Below are 14,247 nucleotides of genomic sequence, written 5' to 3' on the forward strand. Positions count from 1 at the left end.
TTGTTGTCGGTATAGTAGCAACGCGACAGGATCAAGCAGGGCGGGACATCGTGTCCTACAGCGGGAGGCAATCCACATTATTCAGGCAGAGGTATGAAATCCTTCTCGTCACCGGGCACGATGTCGAAACGCCCGCTGCGCCATTCTTCCTTGGCCTGCTCTATCCTCTCTCGCGATGAGGATACGAAGTTCCACCATACATAGCGCTTCGAGCCGAGAGTTGCACCGCCAAAAAGCATAATATGAGCACCTTCCGGCCCGGCCTGCACGACAATATCGTCGCCAGGGCGGAATGCCAGCAAGCGGTCCGGTGGGAAGACCTCACCGCCAATGCCGACATTGCCCTGCAGCGTATAGATGGCGCGTTCTTCGGCCACGGGCGGGATCGGAAAGCGCCCGTTCGGTTCTATACGAATATCCGCATAAAGCGTATCGGCGTGCTGGATCACCGGAGACTCCAGCCCCAGCATGGAGCCCATGATCAGCCGACCAGAGAAATCGCGATCCTCCATCACCGGCAGTTCTGGCGCATTAGTGTGAAAGAATTCCGGGCTGATTTCTTCCAGCGCATCGGGCAGCGCGAGCCAGGTCTGAATGCCGGAAATGGACAGTGGCCCGTTGCGCTCCTCTTCTGGCGATCGTTCGGAATGCACGATGCCACGACCGGCGGTCATGAGGTTCACGTCACCGGGACGAATAACCATTTCGGTGCCGAGACTGTCTCTGTGGCGGATATGTCCGTCAAACAGATAGGTCACGGTCGAAAGTCCGATATGCGGGTGCGGGCGCACATCCAGCGCATCACCATCCCTCAGAACGGCGGGTCCCATGCGATCAAAGAAAATGAACGGCCCGACCAGACGGCGGCGCACGGTCGGCAAGGCTCGCCGCACTTCCAGTCCACCGATGTCGCTTGTGCGTGGAATGACCAGCGTTTCAATGCTGTCTACCGACGTCTTGTCGCTAAGAACCGGATCAGGACACGGAAAGAAACTCATGCAACGCAACTCCAGCTATTGCTCTACAACGCATATATAAGCGGCGCCGTCATTTTATCGAATGTAGCCCCAAAACAAAACCGCACCGACAAGCGGTGCGGTTCGATCAGGATGCAAATTCTGTCAGCGTCCCTGCAACAGCTTGGAAAGCGAGCTGGCGTCAGGTACCTGTCCGTTGGTCGTCAGCTTGTCCACCAATCCCGGCAGAACCTGCGACAGCTGATCCAGAAGTTCCTGCTGGTCGATACCGGCGTGCTGAGCAATTTCGCTCAGTGTTTTCTGGCCGATTGCGTCGCCAAGCTGGCCCGGCTCGATTGAATGATTGGTTCCCTGGCCGACCCAGGAATCCACCTTTTCACCGAGGCCAGCCTGTTTCAACTGATCAAGGAGGCCGCCAAGACCGCCGCCCAGTGAACCCGGAGCCGAGGGAGCTGCTGAGGCATTTCCGGCAGCCGCACCGCCAAGCAGGCCGCCAAGCCCGCCAAGGATACCGCCGAGCAGGCCGCCGCCCGCTTGCGACTGATCCGGTACTGGTATGGGCTGCGCCTGAGTGGCCTCCGTCTCTTCGCTATTACCCTTCAGCATCTTGCCGATCAGCAGGGCGCCGAGCGCGATCAGAACCGGTTTCGCAAGGCTTCCGCCGGGAATGGGCGAATTGCCTGAGTTGTCGTCATAACTTCCCATCACACGATACTCCCTGTTATCCGATGCCAACTGTGCATTCGGTAAGTTAAAGTTAAATGGGTTTCCCGATTTGACAAGCATTATACCTTGCAAATTTTATAGCAGTGTGAAAATTTCCTAAGTGCGTGATGCAAAAGTGTATTTACGCATCGGGAGATATTAGATGTCTGTTATAAGCTGGATAATACTAGGCTTGATTGCCGGCTTCATCGGCAGCAAGATCGTTAATAAAAGTGGCCAGGGCCTGTTCCTGGATATTGCTCTCGGCATTGTCGGCGCCATTGTCGGCGGTGTGATCTCGTCTCAGCTTTTTGGACGTGGCGTCACTGGCGCATTCGATCCGATCAGCCTTGTTATCGCGATCATCGGCTCAATAATCGTGTTGTGGGTATACCACGCAATTACCGGCAAGCGTTCCATCGGCTGATGTGATAGTTACAGATTTCAGGCTCCGGCTCGTCCGGAGCCTTTTTAGTTCTGTCGGCCGAAAGACCTGCCAATCCATGAGCTTTCTGGAACCATATATTGCAGCCTATGGCGCGCTCGCGCTTTTCGTAATCGTATATTTTGAATCTTTCGGCGCACCCTTGCCCGGTGAAAGCGCCCTTATAGCAAGCTCGCTGCTTGCCTTGCATGGAACGCTCAATATCGAAGCCGTACTGATTGCCGTATTCATCGGCGCCGTACTTGGCGATTGCACCGGATACCTGATCGGTCGTTTCGGTGGCCGCCGCCTGATCCTGCGATACGGGCACCTCGTCAAGCTGACGCCTGAACGGCTGGAACAGTTCGAGAAACTTTTCGACAGCAAGGGAATTTACGTGGTCGCGACGGCTCGTTTCGTCGTGCTCCTGCGACAGCTCAACGGCATCGTTGCGGGTTCGATGAAAATGAACCCGCTGCATTTTCTGGCGGCCAATATCGTCGGAGCTGCAGGATGGACACTGGTCTGGGGCCTAGGTCCCTACATGCTGAGCGGGATTCTCGCGCCTTATGTCACCCAGCTCAAAACGCTGTTCTGAGCAGAATTATTGGACCAGTTTATTCCGGATCGAGCGGTTCGGTTCCGACCGGCTGGCCGTCGCGGCCAATGCGAATCTTCTCCACCTTGTCCTCGGCAGACTTCAGAAGCGTATCGCAATGCTTTTTCAGAGCCTCGCCACGCTCATAGATGCGAATGGACTCTTCCAGCGGCACGTCGCCCCGCTCCAGATCGTCGACGATCTTCTCAAGCTGCTTCAACGCATCCTCGAAGCTCATTACTGCAATGTCGGCGTTGGACGGTTCGGTTACCATGATTCATCCTTTCAACAGCCGCGTAATATGCGTAGACGCGGACTGCGACAAGCCCTCTAGATCATATCCACCTTCAAGCACACTTACTAGCCGGTGATCGCAGAACCTTTCTGCCCGCTCCATGAGTTTGCCCGTCGCCCAGTCAAAATCCGCTTCGTCAAGATTAAGCTCGGCCAGCGGATCGCGAAAATGAGCATCGAAGCCCGCCGAAATAAGGATCAAATCTGGCCGGAAATTGTCCAAAGCGGGCAATACACGACTATTAAATGCCTCGCGGAATTCGCGGCTTCCCGTATCGGGGGAAAGTGGTGCATTGAAGATGTTGCCGACGCCGGTTTCGTCCTTCGACCCCGTTCCGGGATACAAGGGAAACTGATGCGTCGAACAGAACAGGACGCTTGGATCGTCCTTGAAAATATCCTGCGTTCCGTTGCCGTGATGGACATCCCAATCGACGATAGCGACACGTTCCGCGCCGTGACGCTGCTGTGCATGACGGGCGGCAATCGCAATATTGTTGAAAAGGCAAAAGCCCATCGCAGTGGAACGCTCGGCATGATGTCCCGGCGGGCGGGCTGCAACGAACACGTTGTTTGCAGCACCGGAAAAGACATCATCGACCGCCGCTGTCGCCGCACCAATCGCCGTCAGCGCTGCATCCAGACTTTTCGGGCTGACATAGGTGTCGCCGTCAAGCTTCACCACGGGCGCTGGCGCTGCCTCGTCCGAAGCAGGCTCCGGTATTCCGGCGCGTATGGCTTCCAGATGCTTTTCCGGATGGGCAAGCAACACTGACGCCTCGTCGCCGCGCGGCGCTTCCACCCGGTCGAGCCGATAGAAATCCGGCCCCTCCAATTCGCTCATCAAGGCCCGGATACGATCCGGGCGCTCGGGATGGCCGGGCGGGGTCAGATGTTCGAGATAGATCGGATGCCAGTAAAGCCGTGTCGTCATCGATTCACTATAGCATCTCACCGGCACATGGCCATGACGGCCATGCGCCAGCTTTGTCTGAAGGAGACTAGATGATTTCCGTACGGGCGATGTGGATGCCGAAACCTTCAAGGCCAACATAGTGACGCTCACGCGATGCCAAAAGCACAATCGACGTGATTCCGAGATCCTTCAATATCTGCGCACCAAGGCCGATCTGACGCCATTCCTCCTCGCGGGCAACCGCTTCGGCATGGCTTTCATGCTCGCTCTGGATCGCGTCACGGGCGCGGGTGTCGTGGTGATCGGAACGCACGCCAACAGAACCTTCGCGCAGATAGACCAGTACGCCGCGACCTTCCTTGCCCATCTTTTCCATGATGGCATCGAGATTGCTGCCGCCTTTGCCAAAAACATCGTTCAGCACATCTTCGCGATGCAGGCGGACCGGCACTTCCTCGCCGTCACGAATATCGCCGAACACGACGGCTACGTGCTGCATGGGTTCCCATGGCAGTTCGTAGGTGTAGGCATGGGCCGCACCTGCACAGGTCTTGACCGGTGCATCACCAACGCGCTTGACCAGCGTTTCCTTGCGCTGGCGATAGGCGATGAGGTCGGCGACCGTAACCCGATGCAGCGTGTGCTTTTCAGCAAAGGCCTTCACGTCCGGACCACGCATGACGGAACCGTCATCGTTGACCAGTTCGCAGATAACGCCGATGGGCGGCAGGTTTGCGAGCTTGCAGAGGTCGACAGCGGCTTCCGTATGGCCGGAGCGCATCAAGACGCCGCCTTCGCGGGCAACCAGCGGGAAAATATGTCCGGGACGCACAAAATCCGAAGCACCGGCATTCGGGTTCGCCAGATTGCGCACGGTCAGCGTGCGGTCTTCTGCCGAAATGCCGGTCGTCGTGCCATGGCGGTAATCGACCGTCACAGTGAACGCTGTTGTGTGAGCGGATTCGTTTTCGGCAACCATCGGCGCGAGGTTGAGACGCTTGGCTTCGTCGCGAGTCATCGGCGTACAGACGATGCCGGACGTATGGCGGACGATGAAGGCCATCTTTTCCGGCGTGCAATGCACGGCGGCAACAATCAGGTCGCCTTCGTTCTCGCGCCCGTCATCATCCATGACCACAACGATTTCGCCGCGTTCGAAAGCGCGAAGCGCATCCACGACCTGTTTCTGGTTATAGCTCATTTCGACCTCTATGTGTCAGGCAACCAACGGGCCCTATCGTCGGTCAGATATGGCCAGTATGGCCGAATTCAATCAGATGCGGCCAGTCTGGCCCCAAATTGTTTAGACGCGGCCAGTCTGGCCGCGGTGACGCAGATAATGATCTGCAATCGCACAGGCCACCATCGCCTCGCCGATCGGTACGGCACGAATACCCACACACGGATCGTGACGACCCTTGGTCTTCACATCCACTTCCTTGCCGTCCTTGTCGATGGAGCGGCGCGGGGTCAGGATCGACGAGGTCGGCTTGACGGCGAAACGCGCCACAACCGGCGCACCAGTCGCAATGCCACCGAGAATCCCGCCAGCATGATTGGACAGGAACAGCGGCTTGCCGTCATTGCCCATGCGCATTTCGTCGGCGTTCTCTTCGCCGGTAAGACGGGCAGCCTCGAAACCGTTGCCGATTTCCACACCCTTGACCGCATTGATCGACATCAGCAGGCTGGCAATATCCTGATCGAGCTTGCCGTAGATCGGCGCCCCGATACCAGCAGGCACACCTTCAGCGATAATCTCGATGACTGCGCCGACCGACGATCCGCTCTTGCGAATGCCATCAAGATAGTCTGCGAACAACTCGACCGAACCGGCATCCGGCGAGAAGAAAGGGTTGTTGTCCACTTCCGACCAGTTCCAGCGACGGCGGTCGATACCGTGCACGCCCATGGCCACCAGCGCGCCCTTGACCTCAAGCCCCGGCACGACCTTGCGCGCTATGGCGCCTGCTGCCACACGAGCTGCCGTTTCGCGCGCCGACGAACGTCCGCCGCCGCGATAGTCGCGAATGCCGTATTTGACGTCATAGGTATAATCGGCATGACCGGGACGATACTGACGGGCAATCTCGCCATAATCCTTCGAGCGCTGATCGGTGTTCTCGATCATCATCGAGATCGGTGTGCCAGTCGTCGTCATGGTCACGCCGTCGTCGCCCAGAAGAACACCGGAAAGCACGCGAACCTGATCCGGTTCGCGGCGCTGCGTCGTATATTTGGACTGGCCGGGCTTGCGCTTGTCGAGATAGGCCTGAATTTCGGCTTCCGTGAACGTAATGCCGGGCGGGCAGCCGTCAACAACGCAACCGAGCGCCAGACCGTGGCTTTCGCCCCAGGTGGTTACGCGGAACAGATGACCGAAACTATTGTGAGACATGCGCGACGCCTGAATAAATTGTCCTTGTCCGGAGCGGGTCAAGGAGAGAGCAGCTACTTTACGGCCCGGTTTTATTGAGCTTTTTGACGCCGGTCAAATCAAGCTCCTTGAGGACGTAAAATTTCCTTCTGAAGTTCGATATCCGGCATTTTTTTTGACACATTCCGCACGCTACACTGTGAGATATCCGGCGCAACGCGCTGAAAATCGCAATCACGACAATCGTGTCGAATCGGTCAGGCGACAACCCAACCCGAGGCACAACCAAAGGAACGGAAAGTCATGCATTATCTGGTCGGATTAATTCTCATCGTGGCGTCGCTTTTCTCGACGGTAGCGATGGCAGACGATGCCGAAGGCAAGATCACCGGTATCAACAAGGACAGCGAAACCATAACACTCGATGACGGCCAGACATACAAGCTGCCCGGTGAGTTCGATTACAGCGCGATCAACAAGGGCATGAAGGTCCTTATCATTTATGACATGGTCGACAGCACGCGCTTCATCACCGACATTCAGGAAGCGCCGTAAGCACGCCCCCAGAAAGAGAATGAGCGGCTCATAAGCCGCTCTTTTCATGTGGGCTGAAACCAGCCACTTCTGACAACACGCGCCCAATCGGCGCGACCGTTGTTCTCCGCCATCCGGACCATCCGCGCCGTATCGTAGGGAATATTGCGCAGGGTTATCTGCCAGCCAGACCCGGTCTGTTCGATGACAGCGTAGGATGCATTGGGATTGCCGGTCTGGACGACGTGCGGAACCGGATGATCGTCGTCGTAACCGGGGCAACCCACGCTTCCCGGATTGACCAGCATTCGCCCATCTCCCAGGCGAACGATCCTCGGCGTGTGCGTATGCCCGCAAAAGATCAGCGATGCAGCTATATCTTCAGCTTCGGCCTCGATCTCATCTCGGGTTCGCAGAACGACTTCGCCGTTCGCGGTCACTTTCTCCATCCAGTAGGTGGTATCGCTTGACGGTGTCCCGTGGCAGATGAATATCCGTCCATCGACCAGAGACTGCGATGCGGGCATTGCAAGCAGCCATTCGATGTGTCGGTCATCAAGCTGCTCGCGCGCGACCCGATCCGACGGCCCCATATCTGCGAGCGGCTTTTCGACAAGCCAGCGATCATGATTGCCACGAATGCAGATCATTTCTCGCGCCATCAGCATATCTGCTGTCTCACGCGCGGCCAAAGGACCACTTAGATGATCGCCGAGATTGATAATCGTCTGGATTTGCAAAGCATCGATATCGGCCAGCACTGCAGCCAAGGCGTCACTGTTACCGTGAATATCCGATATGACCGCGAAACGTTCGAAAGGCATAAAACGCCTCCACCGCTGGCAAAATTATGTTTACGGTCACTATAGACTGATTTGCGGGATCAAACCCACTCCAGCTTGCCGTTTGCAAACTTCAGAATCTTGTCCTGCGGGATGGAGAGATTGGCAGCGGCGTGGCCGTCCATGTCCCCGTAGAGGTAAAACAGCGTGCGGATGCAGCCACCATGCGTCACGCAGATAGTCGGCCATTCCACGGCTTCCACCCAGCGCCCGATGCGGCGCGACAGGCCCATGTAGCTCTCGGCGGTTGTGCCCGGCGGCACGAAATTCCACTTGTCGCGGGCGCGCGCTTCCAGAAGGTCTTCACGCTCCCTGGCAATGTCTTCCATCATGAAGCCCTGCCAGTCGCCGAAATTGACTTCCATCAGTTGTGGATCGGTGCGGTATTCATACGGATCAAGACCCATGCGCAAACGGATACGTTCCATCGTCTCGCGCGTGCGTCGCAGCGGGCTTGCAACGAAGTCGAAGCCTGCACCCTCGCCAATCAGCGATTTCAGCATATCGCCGTTGCGGTCGGCCTGGCTGCGCCCATTATCGTTGATATCGATATCAAGCTGCCCCTGAATACGCTGCGAAACATTCCAGTCTGTCTCGCCGTGACGCGAAAAGTAGATGATCTCCCGAGCCACAGCCCTACCCCTATCTGCCGCCAATGAATAATCTGGATAACTTCCCCGCAGCGGGAAAGACAAAGAAAAATCCCGAAAAGCCGGTCAGCCTTTCGGGATTTTGTATTCGCTGCTTCAGTCTTTCACGACCGAAATATCCGGAGCGTCAACCGCTTTCATGCCGATGACATGATAGCCGCTATCCGCGTGGTGAACTTCGCCAGTCACCGAACGGGACAGGTCGGAAAGGAAATAGAGGCCGACATCGCCCACTTCCTCGATGGTGACGGTACGGCGCAGCGGCGCATTGTATTCGTTCCACTTGAGGATATAGCGGAAGTCACCGATGCCCGAAGCGGCAAGCGTCTTGATCGGGCCAGCCGAGATTGCATTGACGCGGATGTTCTGGGGGCCGAGATCGACGGCCAGATACTTCACGCTTGCTTCGAGAGCAGCCTTGGCAACACCCATGACGTTATAGTTCGGCATGACCTTTTCGGCGCCGTAATAGGTCAGCGTCAGGATAGATCCGCCGTCCGCCATCAGCTTTTCCGCGCGACGCGAAATAGCCGTCAGCGAATAGACCGAGATCAGCATCGTGTTGGTGAAGTTGGCTTCCGACGTATCGACATAACGACCCGTCAGCTCATCCTTGTCGGAAAAGCCGATGGCATGCACCACGAAATCGAGCTTGCCCCACTTCTTTTCAAGCGTCTCGAAAACAGCATCCATGCTGGCAGCATCAGCCACATCGCAATGTCCTGCCACGAATGCGCCGAGCTCTTCAGCCAGCGGTTCGACACGCTTCTTCAATGCATCGCCCTGATAGGTGAATGCGAGCTCTGCGCCTGCATCACGAGCGGCCTTGGCAATACCCCATGCGATGGAGCGGTTGTTGGCGACGCCCAGAATCAATCCACGCTTGCCCTGCAACAAACCTGACTGTGCGGTCATTAGGGGTCCTCATTGAAAACAATTAACTTGTTGCCCTATCGCACAGGCTCGGCTCTCCTTCAAGCAATTGCAGTGAAAAAGCCGGGCATTGTCACTTTACTGCCGCAAAGAGACAACACCCGGCTTTAAACGATTGAAGTCGAGTTTTGGTTAAGCCTGTGCGGCGATTGAGCATTTTCAGGGCGTGATGCGTTAGCGTCTCAGCGCCCTGGTATCAGGCGACTCTGCGCTTTTGCAGGAATTCTTCCAGTTCCTTGTCGCCGCCTTCCGGCAGCATGATCCGCACATGAACGTAGAGATCGCCGCGCCCATCAGCTTTCAACGGGAGGCCTTTTTCTTTCAGGCGCAGCACGCGATCGGAACTCGACCAGGCCGGAATTTTGACTGCGATACGCCCATCCAGCGTTTCGACTTCCTGCTTGCCGCCCAGAACCGCATCGGCAAGCTCGACCGGCAGATCTACATGGACATCACGTCCTTCGAGGCGAAACCGCGGATGTGCCTTGAAGTGTATCGTGACCAGCGCATCGCCTGCCGTTCCGCCCATCAACGGCTCGCCCTGCCCTTTCAGGCGAATGGTCTGACCGTCTTCAACGAATCTCGGCAACTTGATCTTCAGGTGCTTGCCATTCGGGAAGATCGCCTCGACCTTCTCCGCACCGGCCGCCTGCTCCAGCGTAATATTAATAGACGCGGAAAGGTCAGCTCCCTTGGCCGGGCCGCGCTGACGCGCACCACCACCAGCACGGGCGCCTCCACCGAAAGCGCCGCCGAAAAGGTCGTTCAGAATATCATCCGCGCCGCCGAAACCGCCGCCTTGCTGAAAGCCGCCGGGACCAGAACGGAATTCAAAGTGACTGTTGCCGTCGCCACCTTGCCGGAAACCGGCAAACGGGTCGCCATGAGCGCCGCCGAAGCCCTGTCCGCCGGTGAAACCCTGAAAGGCAGGCTTGCCTTCGGCATCGATCTCGCCCCGGTCAAACTGACCACGCTTGTCCTTGTCGCCCACAATTTCATAGGCCTGGTTCAGTTCTGCAAAGCGCTCCTGCGCTTTCGGATCATCCTTGTTCTGATCCGGATGGTGCTTTTTGGCCAGTTTGCGAAAAGCCGATTTTATTTCCTCGGGCTTCGCCGTTTTGGCGACGCCCAGCACGCTATAGGGATCGCGCATATAGTTCCTCTTTCAGGAAAATAACTATGAGATGAGTAAGACTCGTTGCCCATAATATGCGCATATGGCCGGAAAAGTTCCAGTCAGGCCGGGCTTTTCTTTTCAAATGGGCGCGAACGAAGTCACCGTCCATTGACCACCACGCTGCATGCAGGTTTCGCCGCGATAGATGGAAACACCGTCAAAAGCTTCACGCGAGGTTTCGAATTCGCGGCAAAGCTGGCTGTTCTTGCTGTTCTCGGCAATGGTAGTGATCGTGCCCTGGCTGCCCGTATCGGGATTGGCCCACGGTACGGGCTTCTTGCCCCATTCCGTGAAATTGAGCGCTGAAACAACGTTCCTGATCGCGGATTGGTCGGAAAGCTTGCCAGTATCAGTCTCAACCGGCTGCGGCTGTTTCACCGATCCGGTGATCGTGGAAGAATCGGGAACGGCCTTTTCAATGCTCACGCCACCCATGGCGCAACCGGCAAGCGAGAGGATGCATATGCCAATCACGGCCTTGCGCAGCGCATTTGCGCGGCAGCTCAGGCTCCAGAGATTGTCCTTGTGGCGAAGCGTCTCGACAGCCAACGCTATTCCCTTATTTTTACACGCTAAAGATGCAGGGATTATGAGTGAACTTGAGTTAACAAGCAGTGTGCCGGAAAGGTAAACAAATCGGAATCAGAGCACAACGCCCAACTCCGCACTTTATTCAGCCATCAAACGATGTGCCCGGTTTTCTGCATCCGGTTCGAGAAAGACCAATCAACCGGCAGCTCGTTGCCAGTCCGAAAATGAAGAGTGCGGCGCGTTCACCGTCGCCGTGCGTGTTGCGTAGCCGTTCCGGCCAGCCTGCTTTACCTTGTAAAGCGCGAGATCGGCCCGGGCAAAAACGTCAAGGTCACTCGTTTCGTTGTCGCGTTCCTCACTGGCAATGCCGATACTGACAGTCATGGCGAGTTTCTGTCCATTGAAGGCAAGCGGGGCATCGTTGATCGCCCTGACGATGTCGCGTGCGATTTCCGTCGCTTCCTGCTCGTCCATCTTTGTCAGCAGAATGGAAAACTCATCACCGCCGAGACGTGCCAGCACACCGCGCCGATTAAGGACGTCGACCGCCACATCGGCAAAATGCACGAGCGCCTGATCGCCCAGCGCATGACCATAGGTGTCGTTCCATTGTTTGAAATTATCGATGTCGATCAGCATGACGCTATAGGCTGTACCGTCCTCGCTGAACGCCAACTCCGCCCTTGCGAGTCTTTTCATGAAATGACGGCGGTTCGGAAGCCCGGTCAGCTCGTCCGTTTCTGCTACCTTGGCCATATCGCCATGCAAGCGGTTCATCGCCATGACGATAAAGCCGAAATTCCAGATCATGCCACTATAGATCACACAGACAAGCGCATAGCTTTCGATGGTAAAATAGAGCGACTGATCGAACTCACCCACCCATGCGGCGATGTTCAGCGAGGTCTCAATGGCGTGCCCAATGATACCGAGCAAAAAGGCCATGATCGCAATCTGACCGCCGAGACCAATGCCCTTCTGCCGGGCCAGATAGAAAACCGTCATCCCCATGGGCACTGACTGTCCCACGGCATAAGCAATGTTGCGCCCCTGCCAGCTCGAATGAAATGCCGCCATGAAGGCGAAACTTGCGAGCGATATTCCCATCGCCAGCCGCCAGCCGCCTTTGTGGCCATAGAAATAACGCGCACCAACCCAGGCAAGGCAGAAACCGTAAATGATGATGGTATTACCGGTGACCGCAGGCCAGAACGCGCCCTCATTACCCTGCAGCGAAAGCACGAAGCCTCCGACCAACAGAAGCGTCGTCGAAAGAAGCCAGATTCTGGCAGGCCGGAATTTGCGATAAGAGAAGGCGATAGCGGTCCAGATGATGCAGACCGTCAGCGAATTTAAGAGAATTACAATATAAAGCGTCAAAAAATCGAGTTTTGGCATAGCCCCACCTTGACCGGCGCCCTACAAGAAGTTGCCCGCTAAGTAAAGCCATGTCGAACCCTGCGACGACACATCCCGGCAAGACCATGGACAAAATGCCGGTTATGGAAGAAGCTCCCTCCTGACCCGCCCCATTGGGGTTTCTTGGCGGGGATTCCCTTGCAGGATGATCCGCAAATTCCGACAGGCTTTTGAAATATCCAAAATGACAAACGCAAGCGACGACTTCACCGAATCCTCCCAGCCGTTCAAACTTTTTGCAGACTGGCTGACCGACGCCAAAGCGAGCGAACCGAACGATCCCAATGCGGTCGCGCTGGCAACAGTCGATCCCGACGGCCTACCCAATGTGCGCATGGTGCTGTTGAAGGATTTCGACGAACAGGGGTTCGTCTTCTACACCAATTATGAAAGCACCAAGGGCAAGGAAATCCTGTCAGCGGAAAAGGCTGCGATGTGCTTCCATTGGAAGACGCTGCGCCGTCAGGTGCGCGTGCGCGGCGCGGTGGAGAAAGTCAGCGATGCCGAGGCCGATGCCTATTACGCTTCACGCCCGCGCGGCAGCCGCATCGGCGCCTGGGCATCCAAGCAGTCACGCCCGCTGGAAAGCCGTTTCGCGCTGGAAAAGGCCGTTGCGGAATATACCGCAAAATATGCCATCGGCGACATTCCACGCCCGTCCTACTGGTCGGGTTTCCGTATTCGTCCGGTCTCGATTGAATTCTGGCATGACAGGGCCTTCCGCCTGCATGACCGCGTTCTGTTCACACGCCCCGCACCTGAGGGCGACTGGAACAAGGAACGGCTTTATCCATGATCCCATAATAAGAAGGCCACCGGACACGGTGGCCTTCTTATTTATACCAGCGGCTTGACCGCCACCCAGAGACTTCCGAGAACGAGCCCGAGGAAAATCAGCCAGCCAACAATATTGTTGGATTTGAACAGTTTCAGGCACTGGTCGGGATTGTCGATATCGAGCACGATGATCTGGCGATAGAGATGCACGCCTGCTGCGAGCAATCCGGCCAGTGCTGGCATCGGCACCTGCGCCACGGCGAAAGCCGCCGCGAAGAAACCAATAGCGCCGCCATAAAGGATCATCAGCGCCGTCTTGGTGTGCTTGCCGAACAGGCGCGCCGTGGAGCGCACGCCCACCAGCGCATCGTCTTCCTTATCCTGATGCGCATAGATCGTGTCATAGCCGATCGTCCACAGGATCGCGCCGATATAGAGAAGCACCGGCGCAAGGCTGAGCGAACCTTCCACCGCAGCCCAACCCATGAGTGCGCCCCATGAGAAAGCAAGACCAAGCACGAATTGCGGCCAGTTGGTAATGCGCTTCATGAAAGGATAAGCGGCGACGATCAGAAGCGAGAAAATGCCCAGTCCAATCGTAAACCAGTTGAACTGCAGCACCACCACAAGACCAACCAGCGCCTGCAGAACCAGAAAAATCTTGGCCTGACCACGTGTCACCTGCCCCGACGGCAGTGGCCTTGAACGCGTGCGATCCACCTTGTCGTCAATATCCTGATCGACAAGATCGTTATAGGTGCAGCCGGAGCCACGCATGGCAATGGCGCCGATCAGGAACAGAACGAGATGCCAGATCGAAGGCATGACGGCCCAGGCGCCATCGCCCGGCTTGGCGCCCGCACCTGCCACCAACGCTGCCGACCACCAGCATGGCCAGAGCAGGAGCTGCCATCCGATGGGACGATCCCAGCGGGCGAGCTGCGCATAGGGCCAGAGCCAGTGCGGCAGCAGCTTATAGACCCAATGGCCCGATGGAGCATCCTTTACACGCCCTTGCGCATTGCGTGACTGAATCGATCCGTGTAGTTCGGGCTGTGACATGGCGAAATCCTTGATATATGCAGCCATCACT

At 56.8% G+C, this 14,247-nt stretch carries 17 protein-coding genes; 4 read left to right on the forward strand and 13 right to left on the reverse strand.

Annotated elements, in window-relative coordinates; translation table 11 throughout:
- Positions 1–77: 77 nt before the first annotated feature.
- On the reverse strand, positions 78–998 hold the full coding sequence (locus tag FG152_RS08005) for a pirin family protein (RefSeq protein ID WP_454502867.1): 921 nt from the start codon (positions 996–998) through the stop codon (positions 78–80).
- Positions 999–1,121: 123 nt separating this feature from the next.
- Entirely contained in the window at positions 1,122–1,682 is a 561-nt protein-coding gene (locus tag FG152_RS08010) for a YidB family protein (protein ID WP_029925573.1), read from the reverse strand.
- Between the two features lie 163 nt (positions 1,683–1,845).
- Between FG152_RS08010 and FG152_RS08015 the strand changes: the two genes are divergently transcribed.
- Positions 1,846–2,109 (forward strand): GlsB/YeaQ/YmgE family stress response membrane protein, encoded by a 264-nt coding sequence (locus FG152_RS08015; protein ID WP_006466196.1) that lies wholly within the window; start codon positions 1,846–1,848, stop codon positions 2,107–2,109.
- Between the two features lie 76 nt (positions 2,110–2,185).
- On the forward strand, positions 2,186–2,704 hold the full coding sequence (locus FG152_RS08020; RefSeq protein ID WP_010658363.1) for a DedA family protein: 519 nt from the start codon (positions 2,186–2,188) through the stop codon (positions 2,702–2,704).
- A gap of 19 nt (positions 2,705–2,723) precedes the next feature.
- Here the strand turns inward: FG152_RS08020 and FG152_RS08025 are convergent, their stop codons facing one another.
- From FG152_RS08025 to aroC, 4 genes are all read right to left on the reverse strand, one after another.
- A complete protein-coding gene (locus tag FG152_RS08025) occupies positions 2,724–2,978 on the reverse strand; it encodes an exodeoxyribonuclease VII small subunit (protein WP_002963588.1) in 255 nt (84 codons plus the stop codon).
- A 3-nt stretch (positions 2,979–2,981) separates the two neighbouring features.
- Positions 2,982–3,932, reverse strand: coding sequence for a histone deacetylase family protein (locus FG152_RS08030; RefSeq protein WP_036585965.1), 951 nt, complete (start codon positions 3,930–3,932; stop codon positions 2,982–2,984).
- A 67-nt stretch (positions 3,933–3,999) separates the two neighbouring features.
- Positions 4,000–5,115, reverse strand: a complete 1,116-nt coding sequence (gene ribB / locus FG152_RS08035; RefSeq protein ID WP_012090813.1) for a 3,4-dihydroxy-2-butanone-4-phosphate synthase — start codon at positions 5,113–5,115, stop codon at positions 4,000–4,002.
- 102 nt (positions 5,116–5,217) lie between these two features.
- Complete coding sequence (gene aroC / locus FG152_RS08040) at positions 5,218–6,312, reverse strand: chorismate synthase (protein WP_036581406.1); 1,095 nt, start codon at positions 6,310–6,312, stop codon at positions 5,218–5,220.
- A gap of 282 nt (positions 6,313–6,594) precedes the next feature.
- Between aroC and FG152_RS08045 the strand changes: the two genes are divergently transcribed.
- On the forward strand, positions 6,595–6,846 hold the full coding sequence (locus FG152_RS08045; RefSeq protein WP_010658359.1) for a DUF1344 domain-containing protein: 252 nt from the start codon (positions 6,595–6,597) through the stop codon (positions 6,844–6,846).
- 44 nt (positions 6,847–6,890) lie between these two features.
- Here FG152_RS08045 and FG152_RS08050 read toward each other — a convergent pair whose 3' ends face one another.
- From FG152_RS08050 to FG152_RS08075, 6 genes are all read right to left on the reverse strand, one after another.
- Entirely contained in the window at positions 6,891–7,649 is a 759-nt protein-coding gene (locus tag FG152_RS08050) for a metallophosphoesterase family protein (protein ID WP_036581409.1), read from the reverse strand.
- Positions 7,650–7,708: 59 nt separating this feature from the next.
- The gene (locus FG152_RS08055) at positions 7,709–8,299 is read right to left on the reverse strand and encodes a histidine phosphatase family protein (protein ID WP_036581416.1); all 591 of its coding nucleotides are present in this window, start codon (positions 8,297–8,299) and stop codon (positions 7,709–7,711) included.
- Positions 8,300–8,413: 114 nt separating this feature from the next.
- Entirely contained in the window at positions 8,414–9,232 is an 819-nt protein-coding gene (gene fabI, locus FG152_RS08060) for an enoyl-ACP reductase FabI (protein ID WP_010658356.1), read from the reverse strand.
- 214 nt (positions 9,233–9,446) lie between these two features.
- Positions 9,447–10,403, reverse strand: a complete 957-nt coding sequence (locus tag FG152_RS08065) for a DnaJ C-terminal domain-containing protein (RefSeq protein WP_029925582.1) — start codon at positions 10,401–10,403, stop codon at positions 9,447–9,449.
- Between the two features lie 102 nt (positions 10,404–10,505).
- On the reverse strand, positions 10,506–10,934 hold the full coding sequence (locus tag FG152_RS08070) for an RT0821/Lpp0805 family surface protein (protein WP_498986243.1): 429 nt from the start codon (positions 10,932–10,934) through the stop codon (positions 10,506–10,508).
- Positions 10,935–11,153: 219 nt separating this feature from the next.
- Positions 11,154–12,356 (reverse strand): GGDEF domain-containing protein, encoded by a 1,203-nt coding sequence (locus FG152_RS08075; RefSeq protein WP_105528857.1) that lies wholly within the window; start codon positions 12,354–12,356, stop codon positions 11,154–11,156.
- Positions 12,357–12,561: 205 nt separating this feature from the next.
- Here FG152_RS08075 and pdxH point away from each other — a divergent pair, with 205 nt between their 5' ends.
- Complete coding sequence (gene pdxH / locus FG152_RS08080; protein ID WP_029375899.1) at positions 12,562–13,173, forward strand: pyridoxamine 5'-phosphate oxidase; 612 nt, start codon at positions 12,562–12,564, stop codon at positions 13,171–13,173.
- 41 nt (positions 13,174–13,214) lie between these two features.
- On the opposite strand, the gene ubiA is transcribed toward pdxH, so the two are convergent.
- Positions 13,215–14,216, reverse strand: a complete 1,002-nt coding sequence (gene ubiA, locus FG152_RS08085) for a 4-hydroxybenzoate octaprenyltransferase (RefSeq protein ID WP_010658351.1) — start codon at positions 14,214–14,216, stop codon at positions 13,215–13,217.
- Between the last annotated feature and the right edge of the window lie 31 nt (positions 14,217–14,247).

This window comes from Ochrobactrum sp. XJ1 (assembly GCF_024701725.1).
Classification (GTDB): Bacteria; Pseudomonadota; Alphaproteobacteria; order Rhizobiales; family Rhizobiaceae; genus Brucella; species Brucella anthropi.